The organism is Virgibacillus sp. 6R (assembly GCF_001895305.1).
GTDB lineage: Bacteria > Bacillota > Bacilli > Bacillales > Amphibacillaceae > Virgibacillus > Virgibacillus pantothenticus.
This window is the reverse complement of the sequence record NZ_CP017762.1, coordinates 2,992,066-3,014,999: the sequence shown is the minus strand read 5'-3', so window position 1 is coordinate 3,014,999 and position 22,934 is coordinate 2,992,066. Positions and strand designations below refer to the sequence as shown.

General features: G+C 37.7%; 16 protein-coding genes and 1 other annotated feature. Of the genes, 4 read left to right on the top strand and 12 right to left on the bottom strand.

Annotated features, from left to right (window positions below; translation table 11 throughout):
- Positions 1-136 precede the first annotated feature (136 nt).
- From BKP57_RS13865 to sppA, 4 genes are all read right to left on the bottom strand, one after another.
- Positions 137-1,150, bottom strand: a complete 1,014-nt coding sequence (locus BKP57_RS13865) for a cytochrome d ubiquinol oxidase subunit II (RefSeq protein WP_175609419.1) — start codon at positions 1,148-1,150, stop codon at positions 137-139.
- Entirely contained in the window at positions 1,147-2,499 is a 1,353-nt protein-coding gene (locus BKP57_RS13860) for a cytochrome ubiquinol oxidase subunit I (RefSeq protein WP_050351509.1), read from the bottom strand. Before BKP57_RS13860 ends, BKP57_RS13865 begins: the two co-directional genes overlap by 4 nt.
- A 693-nt stretch (positions 2,500-3,192) precedes the next feature.
- Positions 3,193-3,660, bottom strand: a complete 468-nt coding sequence (locus BKP57_RS13855) for an RDD family protein (RefSeq protein ID WP_050351510.1) — start codon at positions 3,658-3,660, stop codon at positions 3,193-3,195.
- An 11-nt stretch (positions 3,661-3,671) separates the two neighbouring features.
- On the bottom strand, positions 3,672-4,664 hold the full coding sequence (gene sppA, locus BKP57_RS13850) for a signal peptide peptidase SppA (protein ID WP_050351511.1): 993 nt from the start codon (positions 4,662-4,664) through the stop codon (positions 3,672-3,674).
- 618 nt (positions 4,665-5,282) lie between these two features.
- On the opposite strand from sppA, the gene pdxK reads away from it, so the two are divergent.
- A complete protein-coding gene (pdxK, locus tag BKP57_RS13845) occupies positions 5,283-6,089 on the top strand; it encodes a pyridoxine/pyridoxal/pyridoxamine kinase (RefSeq protein ID WP_072741759.1) in 807 nt (268 codons plus the stop codon).
- 360 nt (positions 6,090-6,449) lie between these two features.
- Here the strand turns inward: pdxK and ileS are convergent, their stop codons facing one another.
- Positions 6,450-9,521: an isoleucine--tRNA ligase gene (gene ileS / locus BKP57_RS13840; protein ID WP_249664649.1), complete on the bottom strand. Its 3,072-nt coding sequence runs from the start codon at positions 9,519-9,521 to the stop codon at positions 6,450-6,452.
- Between the two features lie 142 nt (positions 9,522-9,663).
- Positions 9,664-9,917 (bottom strand) — a binding site (T-box leader).
- Positions 9,918-10,565: 648 nt separating this feature from the next.
- On the opposite strand from ileS, the gene BKP57_RS13835 reads away from it, so the two are divergent.
- Positions 10,566-11,162: a hypothetical protein gene (locus BKP57_RS13835; protein WP_128743383.1), complete on the top strand. Its 597-nt coding sequence runs from the start codon at positions 10,566-10,568 to the stop codon at positions 11,160-11,162.
- A gap of 137 nt (positions 11,163-11,299) precedes the next feature.
- Here BKP57_RS13835 and helD read toward each other — a convergent pair whose 3' ends face one another.
- Both helD and BKP57_RS13825 read right to left on the bottom strand, forming a co-directional pair.
- Complete coding sequence (helD, locus tag BKP57_RS13830; RefSeq protein WP_050351514.1) at positions 11,300-13,600, bottom strand: RNA polymerase recycling motor HelD; 2,301 nt, start codon at positions 13,598-13,600, stop codon at positions 11,300-11,302.
- A gap of 1,197 nt (positions 13,601-14,797) precedes the next feature.
- The gene (locus tag BKP57_RS13825; protein ID WP_050351515.1) at positions 14,798-16,882 is read right to left on the bottom strand and encodes a copper-translocating P-type ATPase; all 2,085 of its coding nucleotides are present in this window, start codon (positions 16,880-16,882) and stop codon (positions 14,798-14,800) included.
- 247 nt (positions 16,883-17,129) lie between these two features.
- Between BKP57_RS13825 and BKP57_RS13820 the strand changes: the two genes are divergently transcribed.
- Positions 17,130-17,453 (top strand): four-helix bundle copper-binding protein, encoded by a 324-nt coding sequence (locus tag BKP57_RS13820; RefSeq protein WP_072741757.1) that lies wholly within the window; start codon positions 17,130-17,132, stop codon positions 17,451-17,453.
- A gap of 147 nt (positions 17,454-17,600) precedes the next feature.
- Here BKP57_RS13820 and BKP57_RS13815 read toward each other — a convergent pair whose 3' ends face one another.
- On the bottom strand, positions 17,601-18,269 hold the full coding sequence (locus tag BKP57_RS13815) for a response regulator transcription factor (protein ID WP_072741756.1): 669 nt from the start codon (positions 18,267-18,269) through the stop codon (positions 17,601-17,603).
- Complete coding sequence (locus BKP57_RS13810) at positions 18,266-19,651, bottom strand: sensor histidine kinase (protein WP_050351516.1); 1,386 nt, start codon at positions 19,649-19,651, stop codon at positions 18,266-18,268. The genes BKP57_RS13815 and BKP57_RS13810 overlap by 4 nt, the downstream gene beginning before the upstream one ends.
- 441 nt (positions 19,652-20,092) lie before the next feature.
- Here BKP57_RS13810 and BKP57_RS13805 point away from each other — a divergent pair, with 441 nt between their 5' ends.
- The gene (locus BKP57_RS13805) at positions 20,093-20,716 is read left to right on the top strand and encodes a YdhK family protein (RefSeq protein WP_050351517.1); all 624 of its coding nucleotides are present in this window, start codon (positions 20,093-20,095) and stop codon (positions 20,714-20,716) included.
- 142 nt (positions 20,717-20,858) lie between these two features.
- Here the strand turns inward: BKP57_RS13805 and BKP57_RS13800 are convergent, their stop codons facing one another.
- The 3 genes from BKP57_RS13800 to BKP57_RS13790 are packed head-to-tail and all read right to left on the bottom strand — an operon-like array spanning position 20,859 to position 22,528.
- Positions 20,859-21,659: a DUF4097 family beta strand repeat-containing protein gene (locus BKP57_RS13800; protein WP_050351518.1), complete on the bottom strand. Its 801-nt coding sequence runs from the start codon at positions 21,657-21,659 to the stop codon at positions 20,859-20,861.
- Positions 21,652-22,212, bottom strand: coding sequence for an HAAS signaling domain-containing protein (locus tag BKP57_RS13795; protein WP_050351519.1), 561 nt, complete (start codon positions 22,210-22,212; stop codon positions 21,652-21,654). Before BKP57_RS13795 ends, BKP57_RS13800 begins: the two co-directional genes overlap by 8 nt.
- A complete protein-coding gene (locus BKP57_RS13790; RefSeq protein ID WP_050351520.1) occupies positions 22,205-22,528 on the bottom strand; it encodes a PadR family transcriptional regulator in 324 nt (107 codons plus the stop codon). Before BKP57_RS13790 ends, BKP57_RS13795 begins: the two co-directional genes overlap by 8 nt.
- Positions 22,529-22,934: the final 406 nt, after the last annotated feature.

Genomic DNA, 22,934 nt, shown 5'->3' with positions numbered 1-22,934 from the left:
TTTTAAGTCTGCTTCCTCCAGAAAAATGCAAATGAAATAAAACCTAGTTTGCACCGAAAAAGCAAGAAATCCCTCACTTTAAACAAAGGAGGGCATGCATGAGAGCTTGCGGAGCCCCCATGCATAAAATACATGCTTATTTTTTTCCTTTTACATAGTCTGCATCAAACAGGAACAGACGCATCAATAAAATTAATGATGGAACCAGCAGGAATAAGCCAGCAATAAATACGATGATTAGCGCAATTCCAGTTGATTCATGTGTAGCATTTTCATAAACCGTAATGTACGGATCCAATATATATGGAAAATGGCTTACTCCATATCCAAAGAAGGCAAAGAAAAATTGCAACATGACACTAATAAATGCCAATCCATATCGTTTTCCTTCATAGATTAACCACATTGCAATCAAAAAGAAACCAACCGATAAGCCAAACATCCACCAGTAGTCAAACATATTTTGATAATGTCGTTCATTATGCTGCCCTAGTGCAATAAACGTTGTCAATGCAGCAATAATCGTCGGCGTCGCCCAAAATAGCGCATATTTACGAACAAGCTTTAATGCTTCCAAGTCATTTGCTCTTGCAGCATAAAAAGTTAAAAATGATGCACTAATAAACAATACCGATACGATCGCTAGGAACACAACACTCCATGAATAAGGACTCGTAAACAATGCGAAATAGTCCAAGGAGACCTTCCCATTTTCCTCAAAAATAAAGCCTCCTTCTGATAACGTCAAAGCAATCGATAAAGATGCTGGAATCAATAACCCTGTTGCCCCGTAAAGAAACATGTACAGATTACTTTTTTTCGATCCATAGTTTTCAAACGCATAAAACGAACCACGAATCGCCAGCAATATTATCGCAATACTCCCTGGAACGAGCAGCGCAGTACCATAGTAATAAGCTGAATCTGGGAAGAAGCCAACAATGCCAACGAAAAAGAAAACGAAGAAGACGTTGGTTACTTCCCATACTGGAGACAAGTATCTGGAAATTAGCTGGTTAATAATATGATCTTTTTTTGCCACCTTTGCATAATACGCATAAAAGCCTGCACCAAAGTCAACAGAAGCAACGATTAAATACCCATATAAAAAGAGCCATAATACTGTGATCCCAATTATTTCATAACTCATGATTGATCACCCTTTTCGATGGTCGGATATTTTTTCTCCAGCTCTTCCTCTACTGGATTATTTTTAAACACTTTGCGAAGCACCACAGCCCCGAAAACCCCAAGTCCAATATAAAGGAGTAAAAACAACACAAACATCCAACCTACATATGGTGACGTCGTTGCTGCATCTTCCACTGTCATATATCCACGCAAGATCCAAGGCTGTCTTCCTTCTTCCGCGTAAATCCAACCAAATTCAATCGCCAGCATAGCTAAAGGCCCACTTAAAACAAGCATCCAAAGCATCCATTTGTTATTTTCATTCCACCGTTTTAGTTTCGATAAGAGAAGATACAGGAATGAAATACCTAGCAGGAAAAAGCCAATAACGACCATTAAATCAAACATATAGTGAATCCATAGTGGAGGACGTTCCTCTTCCGGAAACTCCTCTAAACCAATAACTTCTCCATTAAAATCATTAAAAGCTAAAAAGCTAAGTAGACCTGGGAAACGGATAACACCTTCTGGCTCATTGTCCTCGTTTAACCAGCCAAATAATATTAAATCAGCATTTTTTTCTGTTTCAAAATGCCATTCAGCTGCTGCCAATTTTTCCGGTTGATATTCTGCGAGAAATTTAGCTGACAAGTCACCAGCTATTGCTGTAAAAATCGCAAAAATAAATGTTAACGTAACGGTTAGCTTTAATGCCTTCTTATGATATGTTTTTGTTTTTTTCCGTAATAATCCAAACGCGGCAATGGCTGCTAAAATGGCTGCTACTGTTAAATAAGCAGAAGCTAACACGTGAAAAACTTTTGTCGGTGTCGCTGGGTTAAACATCGTTTCCAATGGATTTATTGCCTCAAACCCATCGCTCCCCATTTTGAAGCCTTCCGGTGTATTCATAAACGCATTAACAGTTGTGATAAAGAAAGCAGAAAGTGCACCGCCAATAATGATCGGTAATGATAACCACCAGTGCATCATTTGGTTTTTGAATCGATCCCAAGTATACATATATATTCCTAAGAAAATAGCTTCAAAGAAGAAAGCAAATACTTCCATAAATAACGGCAAGCTAATTACATGCCCTCCGGCCTGCATAAATTCGGGCCATAACAAAGATAACTGCAATCCAATCGCAGTTCCTGTTACTACCCCAATCGCTACCGGAATAACAAATCCCCGAGCCCATCTTCTTGCAAGCATTATATAATGCGGATCTTTTTTCTTTATCCCGATAAATTCTGCGATGGAAATCATTAATGGGACCCCGACACCTAAAGTTGCAAAAATAATGTGAAATACTAAAGTGATTGTTGTTAGCAATCGACTCATTAACACTGGATCCAAATCCATCATAATCGGCAATCCTCCTAATTATCGGCTTCAGCCGTATTGTTCAGTAATGATCAATTATAGATTTACTTATTTATTTTTCCAACTTAACATTATTTTAAAGAAAAGTTAATAATTAGTGATTTACTCACATAATAATTAGTATAAACTATTTTCATATAAAAAAGGGAATAAAGCCATGACAAAAGTATGACAAACTTCAAACAAATATTTGTCTGCAACCATCTCCATAGTAATAACGCTTATGATATATCCTAATTTTAATGCAACCCTAAAGTTAAATTAGTCGATTTTTATAATCGAATCATCAAAATAAAAATATCGCTCTATCATTATTACATTCCCTATTATTGATAATTTACACACAAAATTGAGAATTTCTTTGGCTTTTGGCTTAAAATAAATCGTAAGCCTTATTCACATGTTCACTTATGAGCAAAATGATTTGCACTAATTGGCATAAACCCTAAGAAGCTCTTTTGTTAACACCTGACTCTTACAAGTTATGTAAAACGATTATCTATATCTCCTTCAAGCTTTTCTAAAGTCGCCTAGTTGCTGGGCGCTTGCGCAGGACGTGGCTATTCAGTTATTTCGTTATCTCCAAGCACCTCATTTTATACTTTCTTATTCTGTAAAAAAACACACAAACAGAAGTCTTAAAAACATCAGCTGTCTGTGTGCCTATCTTATACATTATTCAACGAACACGACTCTCGTATTACTAACCATATCATGAATACCCTGTTTTTCATTGGAAAAAGCAACAACGATATACAAAAGCACCAAAATATCAAACGCACGATGGAAAAATCGTCCAATTACTTCTCGGAAAATTAAATCACTCCATCTTAAGGGCTCTCCATCCGCTCGCACAACTTTAATGCCTAAAATCATTTTCCCTAAAGTTTGGCTAAACTTTTTTGTCATCAATAAGAAATACAGGTAAAAAACAATCGATGCAATAATCCCCGTTAACGTCCAATAGCCAACATCCACCACTTCTCCATCGTTGATGAATTTAAACGGGGTTAAAAGAATGCCGTTAATGCTAAATACAACAATTAAATCAATCAGATACGCCCAAAATCGCATCCAGAATCCAGCATATTTTCTCGTATCTGTCACCAGTTCAGGCGCTTCTGTAGCAGTAAGCTCACTCATTTTATCCCCCCTTAATTGGAATATAAATACATTGCACGTGGCGCGTTCGATTCACGAACCATGTCCATAATACCGAGAAACTCTGCTTCATTTGTAAACATAGATTGCACTGACATGCCAAAAAATTCATCAAGACTAGCAGAATAATTGTATTTCACAACTTCCACATCGCTAAAATCGTAATCCTCTGTCATATAAGCAATCGTATCATCTAACGAACCTAACTCGTCTACTAAACCATTTTCCTTTGCTTGGCTACCAGTATAGACACGGCCATCTCCTAATTCCCTTACTTTGGATTCAGACATTTCCCGTCCTTCAACAATAACATCTACAAAATCTGCGTACATATCGTCAACCATCGTTTGTAGAATTTCTCTCTCTTCTCCTGTCATTTCCCGAGAAAATGACATAATATCTTTATATTTTCCGCTTTTAATCGTATTAAAATCAATCCCCCATTTGTCTGCTAGTTCAGACAGATCATAGCCTTCCATAATTACACCAATTGAACCGGTTAAAGTTGCAGGATGAGCGACTACTTTATTAGCTGGGGCTGATATGTAATATCCTCCAGAGGCTGCCGTATTACCCATTGAAACATAAATTGGCTTTTCATATTCTTCTTGAATTTCTACAATTTTATCATGGATTTCAGCACTTTCCACGACCCCGCCACCTGGAGTGTTTACGTGAAGAATAATACCATCGACGGATGTATCCTCTCCCGCTTCATTTAGCATTTCCAAAAAGCGTTTATGGTTGTACGAGGTTGTATTCACTAATGGAGTTGGTGCAGTATCTTGAATAATCCCGTTAAGTTCTAAAACTGCAATTTTTTCACCTACTCCTTCTTCGATCACTTCTTCTTCAAATTTATTATCCTGAAAAGCAAACATTTCTGCAAAATTAGTAGTTGCTAAACTGCTAACAAATCGAAATCCGATCGAAGCAACTAATAAAACCACAGCTACAAGAATGGCAAACCAGCGTTTTGAATTCACACGATCTCCTCCATATTCTCCCAAATTTTATGAGTAATTCCATCATACACTATTGTTTTTACATGATTCAATAAAATGAATTTTTTAATCAGTGGGGGGTTCTTTCATTTCCCACTGATTGTTAGTACCGTAATGGTATGACCTAGAGGCTTCTAAACGAATCGGGCATTTAGGTGCTGTTATCTCCCACTTAGACTTTGTTGTAGTATGGATTTGCCAATTCTTGTTGAGGCGGGAGTCTTACAGCACCTTATACTTATATCGGATAAAAGTAACGATGAATAACAAAATGATTTAAGTTCTATAACTAATGCGATTCGTCTTCTCCAAGTAGGCATATTCCAGAGTCCTTACGTCATACCTCCTTGAATAATCAATATATAGTCCATTCTATTTTTCCCCTAAACAAATATTACAAACATGGCTCCTTCATTTATTAATTATAACCAACATGAAAATAGCATATGCTAGCCTAGCCTTTTCGAGAGCCAATAATACATATTAGGTTATTTAAACTACCGTTTCCATTAGTATCTATTGCTTTTCATCTCAGAGTTTCTATTATATCCTATATAGAAAGAAGAAATACAAACCATTTATACGTTTGGAGCGATTGCTATGACGATGAAAAAAACTTTAACACTTGCAGGGTCTGATTCTAGCGGTGGCGCTGGTATTCAGGCTGATTTAAAAACATTTCAAGAGCATGATGTATATGGCATGACGGCTCTCACTTCTATTGTTACGATGAACCCAGATGGATGGAGTCACCATGTCTCTCCGATCGATGTATCGATCGTTGAAAAGCAATTGGATACCATTTTATCTGTAGGTGTCGATGCGATGAAAACCGGAATGCTAGGTTCTTTTGATATTATAGAATTGGGTGCTAAAAAAATCGAAGCCTACCATTTATCAAACTACGTTCTCGACCCGGTCATGGTCTGTAAAGGTGACGACGAAGTTCTACAGCCAGAAAACACAGATGCCATGCGTGAATTATTGCTTCCACACGCCGTCATTACCACTCCAAACCTGTTTGAAGCTGGTCAGCTAGCACAAACCGGCCCAATTAGAACGTTAGACGACATGAAACAAGCAGCTGTAAAAATTCATGAATTAGGCGCTAAACATGTTGTAATTAAAGGCGGAAAAGCCTTTTATCACGAGAAAGCCATCGATCTTTTTTATGACGGTCAAGAATTTACAGTATTAGAAGAAGATAAAATAAATACAAGCTATAACCACGGTGCCGGCTGTACTTTCGCTGCTGCTATTACAGCTAATTTAGCAAAGGGGCGTTCCGTCAAAGATTCCGTGACAGCTGCAAAAAATTTCGTAACAGCAGCAATCAAGCATGGCTGGAAATTGAATGAATATGTAGGTCCTGTAAGACATGGAGCTTATAATAAGTATACCAACTAATAAAGTAAAATCTTCAATCAGTGGGGTTGTCATCTACCCCCACGGCTTGATCTAAAGGGCTCGAATAGAGAAGGACATTTAGGTGCTGTTATCTCCCACTTAGACCTTTGGCTATACAAATTGAAGTGGGAGTCATACAGACCTTATATACGAGATAAAAAGCACAGAGTTTGTTGCATAATTAGCATGACGAATAATGTATACTGTCAGTTTTACATACATGGGAAAGCATGTTGGATTTATAATAAATCCTTGCCAAAAAACAAGCCAAGGAATTAGTGTTGCGCCCTAAAGATTCGTTTTTCCCCTTCCCTCTACCTTGACGCTCCTCTTTCCTTGGCTATTTACCAGCAAACAGATTTATTCAATTCCGATACGTATTTTCTCTTCGTTCAGTTGAACGGTTTTCATGACTGGTTTTTCACCAAATGTGATGCCGTTTAGTAACAAATTGGTTTCCAACAATTCCTGATATAACGTAATTACAGTCTTCACCTTGTCACTCCCATCAAACGTAATGGACACACGTTGGTCAACAGGTAAATGTAACTCTTTTCGATAAAGCTGCACAGCACGTATGAGCTCCCGAGCTATGCCTTCTTGCTTCAGTTCTTCCGTTAACACTGTATCTAACAGTACCGTATAGGACTCGTTTCCAGCTATTTCCAACCCTTTCTTTGTCACTTGCTTCACTATGAGATCTTCTTCATCGAGCTGTACCGTTTCTCCTGACGGTAAAGTTAATCTGCGATCCCCTTTTACCATGCCAGCAATAGCTTGATCCGACAACTGTTGTAGTTGTTTTTGCACAAGTCCTGTCCGCTTTCCTAATTTTGGGCCAGCTGTAGAAAAGTTCAATTTGACTTCATAACGCACTTCATCTTCTATATCATCGCATAGATAGACGTGTTTGACATTGATTTCATCTTTGATAATGGCAGCATATTTTCTTAAATACAGAACAGCTTCCTTATTTCCTATAACAGTTAATGATGATAGTGGTTGCTTGGTCTTGATTTTGGATAAGTTGCGGGCATGCCGTGCAAGTTCTACAACTTGAAGAACCCCTTCCATCTCCTGCTCAAGCTGTTCATCTATAACCGTTTCATTAGAGTTAGGAAAATCAGCTAAATGAACACTGTTCCCAGTAAGCTTTACATGAATATCCTCTGTAATGAATGGAATAAATGGCGCAAGTAGCTTACTAGTTGTTAGTAATACTTCTCTTAGTGTATGGTAAGCAGCCAATTTTTCATCTTCCATTCCTTCACTCCAAAACCGGTCACGAGAACGGCGGATATACCAGTTACTTACTTGATCTACAAGCTCGGCTAAGACTTTAGCAGCCGAAGTAAAATCATAGTCATCTAAATAGCAATTGACCTGATTCACTACCGTCTGTTGCCGAGACAAAATCCATTTATCCAACAATGTTTGCTTTCCTTTACCATGCTGTTGTGAATTAAATTGATCAATCTTAGCATACATGGCATAAAAAGCGTACACATTTTGCCATCTGTCAACCAGTTTTGATTTTGCTTGGGCAACTAGTTTTGCAGAGAAATGCTTATTATTCCATGGTGCACTATCGGCCAATAAAGCCCATCGGAGCGCGTCTGCGCTATACGTTTCCACTAGCTGCATTGGATCAATAACATTCCCTTTGCTTTTGGACATTTTTTTACCGTCTTCATCTAAAATATGTCCTAAAGATAGAACTCTTTTATAAGAAGGTTTTCCCACAAACAAGGAAGCAACCGTTAATAGACTGTAAAACCAGCCTCTTGTTTGATCTACACCTTCAGCAATTACATCAGCTGGAAATTGCTTTTCAAACAGCTCCTTATTCTCAAAGGGATAGTGATATTGTGCAAACGGCATGGAGCCACTATCAAACCAGACATCAATAACCTCTTTTGTTCGATGCATATCACCTTGGCAGTTCGGACAGTTGAGAACAATTTTATCTACATAAGGTTTGTGCAGCTCAAGCTGTTTAGGAAAATCACCTTTGGCATATGCTTTTAGCTGTTTAATGCTATTTGGAACTACTTGATGACCACAGTCTTTACAAATCCATACATTTAACGGAGTGCCCCAATAACGATTTCTGCCTAAATTCCAATCGACCATATTTTCAAGAAACTTTCCGAAGCGACCATGCTTCATATGTTCTGGATGCCATTCAATCATTTCATTATTTTTTAAGATCGTATCTTTGATAGCTGTGGTTCGAATAAACCAGCCTTCCATTGCATAATAAAGCAGTGGAGAATCACAACGCCAGCAATGCGGATAGCTATGCTCATATTTTTCCTTCGCAAACAGTAGGTCTTTTTCAACCAACATTTTAATAATTGCAACATCACTCTGCTTTGCTAATTGTCCTCTAAGAGAAGGCATGTCTTCCGTATATCTTCCAGCCTGATCAACAACATGAATAAAATCGAGTTCATTCTGCTTCACCGCATGATAGTCATCCTCCCCATAAGCTGGGGCTACATGTACTATCCCTGTACCACTATCATCGGTGACAAATGATGCAGCGATAACTTGATATCCTCGCTTTACGTTAGACATGGGAAAAGGAGGTTGATAGGAAAGACCAACAAACTCCTTTCCTTTGTGTTGGCTTAGCACTTTATAATCCTCTTTAAAGATCGCCTTTAAACGGTTCGCTGCTACGATATAAACACTTTGATTCCACTTGACTTTGACATAGTCCATTTCAGGGTGTACTGCAAGCGCAATATTTCCCGGCAAAGTCCAAGGAGTTGTTGTCCAGCCTAAAAAGAATTCATTTTCTGTTCCTGCGACATGAAATTTTACAGTAACTGATAGATCTTTTACATTTTTATACCCTTGTGCAACTTCATGGGAGCTTAATGATGTTTGGCAGCTAGGGCAATAAGGAGTTACACGATGTCCTCGATACAATAGACCTTTCTCATGAATAGTGGATAAAATATACCAGACACTTTCTATATAATTATTTTCAAGCGTTACATAAGGATCATCCATATCCACCCAATAGCCGATTGCTTCTGTAAATCTTCGCCACTGTTTTTCATAATCAAATACGCTATCTTTACAAGCCTCGATAAATTTTTCTACGCCATACTTTTCTATCTCCTGTTTTCCGGATATTCCGAGTTTTTTCTCCACACCTAATTCTACAGGTAAGCCATGTGTATCCCAACCCGCTTTTCTTAAAACTTGAAAGCCTTGCATTGTCTTGTACCTTGCTACAAAGTCTTTAATCACTCTGCCAAGCACATGCCCTGCATGCGGTAACCCATTTGCAGTAGGAGGCCCTTCATAAAAAACAAACGTGTCCTTCCCTTCTCTTTGGTCAATAGATTTCGGAAATATATCCTGTTTTTTCCACCACTCTTTTACTCGTTTTTCCCGTTCATGCACGGTTTCTTTCAAATTATTATCTTCCACCACTGCTCACTCCTTAAAATATTTTTAAAGCTAAGACAGCAAAAAAGCAATCGACTGGCAAAAGCTAAGGCAATGCCTATCCTTCCTTTTCATTTTTTACATACAAAAAAGCTCGCCCCTATGCATCTCTAGGGACGAGCTTATAACCCGCGTTACCACCCTGGTTCCAGAGTTTATAAACATCATATTCTCCAGCACTCATCAACGTACAATCATACGCGCCTCTGTGATAACGGTGAGGATTCCGGAAAAGCCTACTTATAGCCTCAACTTTTCTTCTCGGAGAGGATATTCAGCATATATGGAACATTGGCTTGCAGCAGAATGCCAACTCTCTGTAGAACCATCACTATGCTTACTTGTTCTCGTCAATGAATGTAGCCGTTTGTTTACTTACTGTAACCCTATAACAAACCACATCTGTTGTCAAGAATCGTTGTTCATAGAACAGCTTGTGACATAGAAACTAAACAGCAGAAGTTAAAGGAAACAAAAAAATACTTCATAAAGTGAATCTTCAATCCGTAGGGGTTTTCATGCATCCCCAACTGATTGTTAGTACTGTAATGGTATAACCTAAAGGCTTCTTATGAAATGGATTTAGGTGCTGTTATCTCCCATTTAGACTTATTGTTAGTACAGATTATCCAACTTCAAGTAGAAGTCTTACAGCACCTTATATGCTGGATAAATGAATTTTTGACGTAAGTTTTAAAGTTTCCGTAGCGTACCACAATCATAGATACAGATTAGGGTCCTTTACTAACGTAGTATGTTCTACAGGTTTAATTGCTTTAAAAATTTTTAAATAGCAAGTGAAAATGCTTGATTTTTTGGAAAATATATTATAAGTTTCTTATAAGCAACTTTATTTGTTATAGTGAAAGTTTATTCCTTATATTAAATATTTTAGTTTAAGGAATAAACGAAAGCTGGTAGTACAGGTAATTCATGTTGCTCTTCCGGGGTGGTAGCCGGAAGAGCCCCCTTTAACAAAACGCGAAAGAGGATATAATAGGAGGTTAAGAATTGTTTAGACTGATGCGGCAATCGTTGCAATGGAGTAGTAAAATTAGCGTGCTCACATTTGGAATGGCATTTGTATTTGCATTGATATCTACATTATTCCAAGAAGGATCGGGTTTATTATTAAGCTTATTTATCGTATTAGTGTTTATAATGATAGGGATTATTGGAGATACAGTTGGTCTTGCTGCTGCTACCTCAAAAGAGAAGCATTTTCATGCCATGGCCGCTAAAAAAGTAAAGGGAGCTAAAGAAGCAGCTTTCATCGCCAAAAAAGCACCTGTGTTTTCCAGTTTATTCAATGATGTAGTTGGTGATATCGCAGGGATTGTTAGTGGTGCAGCCTCTACAGCTGTCGTATTCCAACTAGCAAAACTAATTCAAACTTCAGAAGGATCCATCGTCTTTATATTTGTTTCTGTTCTATTAACAAGTGTTATCGCTGCATTTACAGTAGGAGGAAAGGCAATTTGTAAAACCATCGCTATTTATCATTCGACGACAATCATTTTGTTTACAGGTAAAGTCATTTATTTTACAAAAGCGATGGTACATATCTTTTCATTCCATAACTTACGTGTTTCAAGAAATAGGCGATAAGTAATAGAAGGAATTTTCCACTATTTTAAAACGGAGCTAATAAAAAACTTGACTACTCATTCATACGGATAAGTAGCCAAGTTAACAGCGCCCCATCTTTTTTACGTATTTTCGTTTGCATCTGTTATAAACATGCTCTAAATCTCGGTCATTTGATACGTGTTTTTAGGCGTTTCCTTTATAAAGGCGGTTGGCTCACCTGTAACCATTATCGATAATTCATGCATTGCTCGCGTACAAGCTGTATAAAATAAGATTTGATCTTCCTTTGTATAATGCTTGTTTGTTGCATCTGGAATAACTACCGCATCAAATTCAATGCCTTTTGCTAAATACACCGGAATGATTAAAATCCCTTTTGTAAACGTGTATGTCTCTTCATCAACTAATATACAATCTATCTTTCCTTTTAATGTCTTATATAATTGTTTACTTTCCTGTATCGATTTCGTAACGAGCGCTATCGTTTCATATCCTTTTTGAAACAGTTCTTGTACCTCATTAATTAGCACTTCTACAAGCTGATTTTCTTCTTTTACATCAACAAGCTTTGGTTTGTTTCCTTCTCGTTCAAACGGCTCAATAACATCTTTACCAGGGGCGAAATGCCTTGTAAATTGGACAAGCTGTTTCGTAGGACGATAGCTTTTCGTTAATGTAATTCGCTCCACATCATTTTTTTCATCTAAAAGTAATGGATTTTGTTTAGATATGGGATTATAAATAGCTTGATTCACATCCCCTAATAGCGTCATTCTCGTATGTGGAAACAACTCCTTAATATAGGCAAATTGAAAAGCGGAAAAATCCTGTGCCTCATCTATTACTAAATAGCGCACGGAACGATCCGCCATATCTCCAAGCAGTTTGCCTTTAAAGTACGCATATGGCGCTGCGTCTTCCCACCCCAAGATATTGGACTGAATATTTTTTATCGTTTGTGCAGCAATATCATTCCATTCCGTTGGCAGATCCTTTTGTTGTTCCTGATGCTTAAACAATTGTGCAAATGTTTTTGGAACATCGACAAACGCATACTGTTTTATTCGCTTCTTGATACGAGCAAACATTTTACTCACAACGGCTTTTCTTAAAATCATCTCTTCGTCCACTACGCTTCCAGCAGCTTGCTTTTGTGCCTTATAATACGCCTTCGCATAGGCTTCTTTATCCAACAATTCTATTTTTTCTTCTACCCAATCCTTCGAAACTTCCCGCTTTTGAATCAAAGCTAGTTCCTTCAACAGCCAGTTTGCGACTAGTTCCATCCGATTGAATAAAGAAACGGAAGAATCCAACGAGTAAAAATAATTAGCGATTGCCTCGTTCGAAATAATAACTTGGTTGCGAAACACAACAGGTTTAAAACAAACCCCGGAAATATATAAACAAGCAACATAATTATCGATCACTTCCTTAAATGCGAGCGAAGATTTATAGGCAATCCCTTGCATACGAATTTGACCATCTGTTGTTCCTTTATTTGTCAGCATATACTCCATTTGTGTAAAAGGGGATTCAATTGAAAATTCTTCTCCTGTTTTTTCTTCCACAAAGTAGTAAAAAGTAGTTTGTCTTACATTCTCCTCACCAAGTTCAGGTAACACATTACGGATATAGCTTGAAAATAAAGGATTTGGCGAAAATAGCATGACATTTTCCGGATTTAATTGCTTCCGATAACGATACATCAAATAAGCGATCCTTTGTAATGCGGCAGAAGTTTTCCCACTACCCGCTACCCCTTGCACTACTAATAATTTGCTCTTTTCGTTACGAATGATTTTATTCTGCTCTTTTTGAATCGTTGCGACAATACTTTTCATCGTCGTACTTGCATTATTACCTAGAGCTTCTTGTAGCAATTGATCACCAATTGTAAGTCCTGTATCAAACATTGCTTTTATTACTCCATTACGAATAATAAATTGTCGCTTCAACGATATTTCTCCAGAGACGTCTCCATCTAACGTTTGATAGCTCGCACTGCCTAATGCATAGTCATAGTAAAGACTTGATATTGGGGCTCTCCAATCATAGATAAGAAAATTATCTTCGGCGCTATCCATTAACGAAGCAATGCCAATATAAATAGACTCTTTTTCTTCACCATCTTCTGTAAAATCAATTCGACCAAAATAAGGATTGTCTTTAAGTCTATTTAATGTCCTTAATTCTTTCGCTAAACTGCCATGAATGGTTTCTTTTTGCGTCAATAACTCTGCTTGCTGTTTAATGCTTGCTTCTGTTTCAATCACATCGTCAGGCTCATCCAAATTTACAGTCACGTCATCCCAAAACGTTTTTCGCAATTCAATGACGTCTTGTTTCAAGTGCGATGTTTTAGCCGCTATTTTTAACTCTTTTTGCTTTATTTCCTCGTGAATATGGTCTACACGTCGTTGTTCATAAGGAAAATCCTGGTGCATTTGAGTCATTCTATCAACTCCTTATCATTTTTATTGACTTTCGGTTCTAGATACGCTATAATAAAATTAGATACTTATATAAAAAAATATAAAACCTCACCTCAACCTATATAGCATAGCATTTTTATCGCCTTGCTTCAATAGGTTTATTTTGCATTTCACACTTTATCTTACAATATGCGTCTCCCCAATAAACATTTCCGCTAATATCTATATTTTCCGATTCTGTAAAGAACATGCTCCACAATTTTCTAAGCCACTTTCTATGTATTAAAATTCATTGTAAAGGTGTATTTTTTATATACCCTGTGAGTGCATTATATTTTTGAATAAATGGACACATCTAATAAAATCGCGCTTTGCAACATCTCGCTTTGCTTTTATATTAAACTACACACTTTATGTACCTACGTATTTTATTTGATACATACTCTTTTAAATTAGATGGTAGCCTGGCTTACAACAACCATCAAGATTTGACGGAAAGTGAATTTGAACTTTTAAAAAGTAACGCTGCTCTCTAAATTATAAGCAAGTACCAAAACAATGGTCTCTCCCCCCCCGCTTATACATAGAACAAAGGCGCAGGGCGCCCGTTTAGCAACGTAGCGAATGGAACGAATCAACTGAGATAAAGGAATCACGGTGAGGTAACGAACCGATGATGACTTATCGTAGGGCGATTTCGTGAAGTCGCCTAGTTGCTGGGCGCTAAAGCCGGACGTGGCTATTCAGTTATTTCCTTATCCCAAAGCAACAAATTTTATACTTTCTTATCTTTTTAGAAAAACTTGGCTAGTCGCCAAGTCTTCTGGCGGAAGCCTTTGTTTTTCTTATACTATAAACCAAAAAAATCTTATACTTTACTATAGTGGAACAAAGGCGCAGGGCGCCCGTTTAGCAACGTAGCGAATGGAACGAATCAACTAAAGATTTAGGAATCATGCCACTAAAAACAGGGGTATGCCGACGCCTGAGCGGCAAGCCCGTTTTTAGTCGACCTTCCTCTTAGAGACGAACCGATGATAACTTATCATAGGGCGCATTTCTAAAGTCACATCGTTGCTGGGCTCATGCGCCGGACGGCTATTCGGTTAGTTCTTTATCCCCAAGCACCTCATTTTATGCTTTCTTATCATACAAAAAAGGCTGATTATCCATCATTAGGAATAATCAACCTTCGTTTATTTACAATCCTCAATCATTTTAGGCTTTTAACAGCTTGGCATTAATGGCTACAATGACTGTACTTAAACTCATGAGCACAGCACCAACAGCTGGACTTAGCACAATTCCTATCGGAGCAAGCACCCCTGCTGCTAACGGAATTGCAAATATATTATATCCCGCTGCCCACCATAGGTTTTGAACCATTTTTCGGTATGTTTTTTTAGATAGCTCCATAAGAGCGACAACATCTTTTGGATTACTTTTCACTAGTACAACATCGGCTGTTTCCATTGCTACATCCGTACCTGCTCCGATAGCAATTCCTAGATCCGCTGTAGCTAATGCCGGTGCGTCATTTACACCGTCCCCAGTCATCGCTACCTTCCAGCCTTTGCGTTGAATTTCTTTTACTTGGCTCGCTTTATCATTAGGAAGCACCTCAGCATATACTTCATCCACCCCAAGCTGTTCAGCTACCCAATTGGCTACTTTTTGATTATCACCTGTAAGCATAATAGAATGGATATCCTGCTCTTTAAGTAATGCGATCGCCTCTTTTGCTGTTTCACGAATTATATCTGCTAAAGCGATCATCCCAATCAGCTGATCATTAATAAGGACGAACACAACGGTCTTCCCTTGCTCAGACATTTGGTTGAATAACTTCTTATCATAGTCAAGCTGCTGATCATTAACATACTTCGGACTAACAACATTCACTACTTTTCCATTTACCTTACCTTGAATCCCTTTTCCGGTAATGGATTCGAAATCTGTAACTTTAGCAATGTTAATTCCTTTGTCCTTAGCTGATTCCACAATTCCTGTAGCTATCGGATGTTCAGAATTTTGTTCCACACTAGCTGCATATAAAAGGACATCGCCTTCATTTTTCCCTTCCATTGGTACAATATCTGTTACGCCAAATTCACCTTTTGTCAATGTTCCTGTTTTATCAAAGACAACTGCATTTAAGTTTCTAGCACCTTCAAAATTAGCACGGTTACGAATAAGTAACCCTTTTTTAGCAGAAATGGATGTAGAGACTGCAACAACCAAAGGAGCCGCTAACCCTAGCGCATGCGGACAAGTAATAACCATAACCGTAACCATACGTTCCATAGCTACATCAAACGGATGCCCTAGCAATAGCCAAATAAAGAGTGTTGCAAAACCTGAAACTAACGCGATATAAAACAACAATTTTGCCGCTCGATTCGTTAAGTCTTGCGTTTTGGATTTCGATTCTTGCGCTTCTTTTACCATCGTAACAACTTGCGATAAAAACGATTCTTCCCCTGTTTTTTCTACTTGAATCGTAAGCGAGCCCTCTTTATTTATCGATCCACCAATGACTTCGTCGTTTTTCTCTTTTTCTATTGGTACAGATTCGCCAGTAAGCAATGATTCGTCTACAGCTGATTTTCCGTCAATAATTATTCCATCAACTGGGATTTTTTCCCCTGGCTTTACAAGGACATAATCCTTGCTTTTTAACTCGGATAAAGGTACATCTTTGACATTTCCTTGCTCATCTAATTTATGCGCCTCATTCGGCATTAATTTTACCAGTTGCTCTAATGCATTGGATGCTCCCATAACAGAACGCATCTCCACCCAATGCCCAAGTAGCATAATATCAATCAGTGTTGCTAATTCCCAAAAGAAATCCTTTCCTGCCCAGCCAAATACCGTAAGGGAGCTGTATCCATATGCAACAACAATAGCCAGACCAATTAATGTCATCATTCCTGGATTTTTGCCTTTTAATTCATCAATGGCTCCTGTGATGAATGGCCAGCCGCCGTAGAAGAAGACAAATGTTGATAAAGCAAATAAGATATATTGGTCGTACGGGAATCTCCAATCAACACCTATGAACCCTTGAATCATTGGAGATAAGGCTAGAATTGGAATGGTAATAATCAGTGAAATAAAAAACCGCTTTTTAAAATCATTTACCATGTCTCCGTGATCATGACCGCCGTGATGGTGTCCATGTGAATGTCCATGATGTTGGTCATTATCATGCCCTTCATGAGATTGACGATCGTGTTCATGATGAGAGTGGTTATTGTGATGACTGTGATCATGATGATTGTGATGATCGTTTTGTTTCATCTGTATACCTCCTACTCTTTTTATTATTAATGTGTATATTTCGGTGATTTATATATCACTATACTATACCCCCCTATGGTAATTGTCAAACAATATATATTGATTTTTTTATATCTTTATATCTTTACAAACACAGTTTATTATTCAATAACCTACTTTAGAGTCCGCTTAAACATTTAAAATCTATGTTTAAAGTACTCGATCACGGGAAACATAACTACAAATAATTTTTAGGAGGAAGATAAATATGGCACATGAACAACACAAAGAATTAATTCAAGCACTGCATGAATGTATGACGGCTTGTAATCATTGCTATGATGCCTGCTTACAAGAAGAGGATTTAAACATGATGGCAAATTGCATTCGTTTAGATCGTGAATGCGCAGATATTTGTAGCTATGTCGAACAAGCACTTACTCGAGGGACGCCATTTGTTTCCGAGCTAACTGCGTTATGTGCAACTATTTGCGAAGCTTGCGGTGAAGAATGCAAAAAGCATGATCATGACCACTGTCAAAAATGCGCAGAAGCTTGCTTTAAATGTGCGGAAGCTTGCCGCGCCGCTTAATCACTCGCCCTTTTTCACTAAGGGAATTTAAAAGCATCCTCTTAGACAATAAGCGAAATGGATTATTGTTCAATAAGCCTGTAACGAATTTTGAGCTTCATTCTTCTGGACTTTTTTTGTCGTCCAGAAGAACGAGCAGGCTTTATTTTACATCTCCCACTTGTAGCCAACACCCCAAACAGTAATTAAGTAATCATCTATTGGAAATCCTGCCTGCCTTATTTTCTCACGTATATTGCGAATATGAGAATCCACCGTTCTTCCTTCTGTTTCCGAGTGAAATCCCCAAATCAAGTCTATTAACTGTTCTCTGGTAAATACGATTCCATGATTCTTCATTAGCTTTCCAATCATTAGAAATTCTTTTGGTGTAAGTCTAATAAGCTGGTTATTATATGTCAGTTCAAATCTTTCCTCATCCCAACGTAAACCGCTCGCTTCTATATGCTTTTTTGGTTCCGTTCGCCGTAATAATGCTTCCATTCTAGCTAACAATTCCTGTTCATCAAAAGGCTTCGTTAGATAGTCATCTGCTCCTAAGCGTAACCCTTTCACAATATCATCTTGTTGATCTCTGGCAGTAATCATCATAATTGGGATATCAGAAAATTCCCGAATGCGTTTGCAGAGCTCCCATCCATCGATATCAGGCATCATGATATCTAGTAAAACGATATCCATCGATTGCTTCTGTAAATAATAGAGCGCTTCCTTTCCATTTTTTATTTTTGTACAAGTGTAATTGTAAGGCTGCAAGTATAACGCTAATAAATCTAACATTCGCTTTTCATCATCTACTAATAAAACGTTTTTCAAGCGGTTCCCCTCCCCGGTATACGAATAAATACACTGGTTCCTTGCCCATATCGGCTATTCAGCTTTATTGTACCTCCATGGGACTCCACAATTTCTTTAGCAATTGGTAATCCCAAGCCGCTACCACCACTTTTTCGAGAGCGTGATTTCTCCACGCGATATAAACGTTCAAATACAAAGGGCAAATCTTTTTCGGGAATACCTTCTCCCTGATCGTGTATAACGATATCTACTTCGTCGCCGTACGTTTCCACTTCGATTGTAATTGAACTATGGTGCGGTGAGTGCTTTACAGCGTTATCCAAAATATTTAATACAACTTGCTGAAATCGGTTAGGATCTACTAACACGAGCCTATCTTTAGGACATTGAATAGATACTGTAAGCTTATTTTTTTGCAGCGTCGGTTGCATCAAATCGACAATAGAATTTATTAATTCATATACATGAACAGCTTGCTTCTTAACAACAAAGGAGTGCCTGTCCATTTTTGCTAATTCAAACAAATTTTTTATCAAGTCGGATAGTTCATCCGCCTCTTCTCTAATAATTCCAATATATGTTTTTAGCTCTTCTTCAGGTAATGGTTGGCGATGAATAATATCCGCATAGCCTTTAATATAAGTGAGTGGTGTACGTAATTCATGAGATATACTAGCCAAAAATTCTTTTCTCTCATTTTTCAGCCGATCTAAGTCATCGGCTAAAGACTGAATGGATTTGGACAACTCTCCTAATTCATCACGCCTCTCCACAGATAACTCTACATCATTATTTCCTTCACTTAATTGCTCTGTTGCTTGTTTCATTTTCATTAACGGTACCGTAATGAACCGCGATAAAATAAGTATGGTAATAATAGTTACAGCTACAGCAATAACTCCGATTAATTTGAACTGCTCACTTAATTGGTCTAATATACTCCTTATTTGTTCTGTCGGGGCAAACATAAATACATGCCCACGGTGTTCTCCTTGAATACTAATTGGGCTATCTGTCGCAAGATACCGTTTTTCTTGCCACTTATCTTCCACTACAATTCCATCAGAAGGTATCGCATCATAATTCGTTTGATTAATAATCTCCGTCATTTCTGGTTGCAAAGGATCAGAACGAACAAGCACATCGCCATCCGCATCTGTAATAATAACTACAAAATCAGACTCAGATTCCATTAAACCGACATGTTCCATCGTTGTATCAGTAAAATTATCCTCCAGAACATCACTATGCGTATTCCCTCTCGCTAACAAATTATGAATTACTTCTTCAATTCGTCCATTGGCTAAGTGAATGTAGAGAATATAATAAAGAATACCGCCGATAAGTAAAATAAATCCAAAGAACAGCACCCCAATTTTTAGCGATAGTCGATTAAACACGGAGTTCTCACCCTCTTTCTACCAAAATCGTAACATGGAGGTAGAAGAAAGAGTAGGTATAGGACATTTTTATATAGAAAAAGGATTAAAAAACACCTATAAATCCGTTAGCACGAATCTTTTAGTAATGTAAACAATATCGCAAATAATTGAAGGGTGTTTTAATGGAGGTGTAAGATTCTAAGCAGAATAAACTGTTTCAGTAACAAAACACTTCTTAAAACCAATCGTTCTTTTCATAATATTATTTCTAAAATATGTGCAAGCTATCTATAAATGGAGGATGATTCTATCCTATAAGGAAAATATTAAGTTTCTGTGCAGAGCAAGCATATTTTTTAGCATCAGGGAAAAATATGTCATAAAAACTGCATATAATCTGCAAATATGCAGGGTATTTTACTATAACTAAAGGCAATTTTTCATAGGAGGTAATTTCAAATGAATTTTAAAAAATGGATGCTAGGTTTCATGGTAATTATTTTCGCCACAGTTCTTGCCGCTTGCGGAACCGACCAGGATACCAAACAAGATAATGGAGACCCAGAAGCAAATCAACAACAAGAAGAAAAACAACAACAAGAAAATCAAGGCAATGAATCTAATGGTACAGATGATAAGAAAATGGATCATTCCGGCTCTGGAGAAGTTCCTGAAGGATTAAAAGAAGCAGAAAATCCAACATTTCCAATTGGCAGCAAAGCGATTATTGAAGCTAGCCATATGGAAGGGATGAAAGGTGCTGAAGCAACGATTGTCGGCGCTTATGATACAACCGTATATACCGTCACATACACTCCTACAGACGGTGGTGAAAAAGTGGAGGATCATAAATGGGTCATTCACGAAGAATTAAAGAATGTTGGTGAAGAACCATTGGAACCTGGGGAAGAGGCAACTATACAAGCTTCCCATATGAAAGGCATGGAAGGCGCAACAGCGACGATTGATTCAGCCGAACAAACTACTGTATATATGGTTGATTATACATCAACCACATCGGGTGAAGAAGTTAAAAATCATAAATGGGTTACAGAAGATGAACTATCACCGGTAGAAGAATAACTAAATGCGTGGTTAAAAGAAGAAGGATTCAGTGACAATTTGTCCACTGAATCCTACATACATAAAAATTGTATTACAACTTTGAAGCTAAACTATGTCGGGGCATTATTGCCAAACTCAATACCCTACCCCAACTCCAGGACTACTGTTTCATTATAGCAATACTTCCATTAGCAGTTACAGCCTTAATAATATGAGTCCCATCCCCAACTACTGTATCCCAATCGTCATTACCAAACACCTCAATCCCACCATTATCTGTGCGCAAATCATATGTTACATTCGTTGGCTCTTCTTTTACGTTGATATCAATACTTCCATTTTTTGTATTTAACTCCATGGATTGATTTAATTTATCTGTTAGTAGAGCCATTGACCCATTACTTGTTTTTCCAATAAGTCTTCCTTCTACATGACTCAGTTCCACGCCTCCATTACGGGTGCTTACTTCCGTGGTATCTGTTTTCACTTGTTCAAGCACGATCTTTCCATTCGCAGCTGAGGCGTGTAATGTTTTCACTGAAAACTGCTCTCCATAAATAGCTCCATTTTTTGAATCTATTTGCATGGACGCAAACTCTTTTTGAGGTAATCGAACGGTTAATGTTAATGAATCACCTCGGTTAAAAAATTGAATTCTAAACTTTTCAGGCTTTTTGCGAACGATTAATGTTCCATCTTGTTGCTCTATCTCCAGAAATTCCTTGTCAGGACGGTTGCTTCTCCCCTTTAGTTCTATGGATATATCTGATTTTTCAGTCGGTACAATGGTGACTTCCTCGTTAACCAATTCAAATTCTAAATTTGTTACTTCATCTGCAGACACTTCCTTTGTTACAGCCACTTCCTGTCTAGCTAGTGATTTAAAGGTAAATAAACACCCTACACCACCAATTATAATAAATATGATTGCAACAAGGCTCCATTTTTTCAATCTACTCATCTTTTAGACCACCTTTAACCAACTTAACATTAAAATGCAAATAATGAATAAAACCTTTTGACAAATAACGGGTTACATAATACATTCCAATAACGATAAATATACCTACCCCTGTCAAACCGATGGACACAAAAAAATCAAAAAAGATAAACGTCTCTGGGTAAAGAATGACATTCACTAACATAAGCAATGGCGATAATATAAACGAACCACCCACAACCCATCCAGAAGCAATAATCGATACTAAAGCTATAAACGGACCTAGCACAATTACTAAATTAAAGAAACCTAACCCGATAACGGCCCAAACGGCTCTGAAGATATTTCCGGTATTGGAAGTATGGTCCGCTTTTTCAAGATGATAAGTTGCTACAAGTTCTTTTGCAACCTGGTTTGGAGTCCCTAACGCAGCAGCAATTTCCGCTTCCGTTTTCCCTTCCGCCAGACCTACAGCGAAATGCTCCTCGAAGTCCTGGATTACTTCTTGTTGTTCTTCTTTAGGAAGCTTTTTAATTCCTACAATTAACTTTTTCATAAATTCCTTTTTATTCAATATGATCACCCTCCTGCAACAGCTTATTTACGCCTTGCGTAAACTGCACCCATTCATGAATCAATTGATGTAGATAGTCCCTGCCTTTATCTGTTAGACGATAATATTTTCGCGATGGACCTTCGGATGACTCCTGTAAATAAGTTGTAAAGTATTCTTCTTTAGCAAGCCTTCTTAATAACGGATAGACCGACCCTTCAGAAATTGCTACCCGTTTAGATATCTTGTTTGCCAGCTCATAGCCATAATGATCTTGCTTATCTAATAAAGCAAGCACACATAATTCCAATGCACCCTTTTTAAATTGAACATTCATGCAGTCCATGCTCCTCATTTTTATTTTTAACATTAAATTTTACTGGAATATCTAAATGTTAAAGTAGAGTACAGCACTGTAAATGCTATGAATAACTAAAAGTAGATATCATTACATTAGAGGAGATAAAATGAATCTTCAATCAGTGGGTGTTTCATTCATCCCCCACTGATGGTTAGTACCGTAATGGTATGACCTAAAGACCTCTTCGAAATAGGGCATTTAGGTGCTGTTATCTCCCGCTTAGACTTGTTGTATTATAGATTATTCAGCACCTGAAGCGGGAGCCTTACAGCATCTTATATACGGGTTAAACGTAGAAAATTGAAAATCACTTCTTCTGCCTTTAATTCACAGCAGTCCCCCTCATCACTACTATACATTAAACAGTACCTATATATATAAG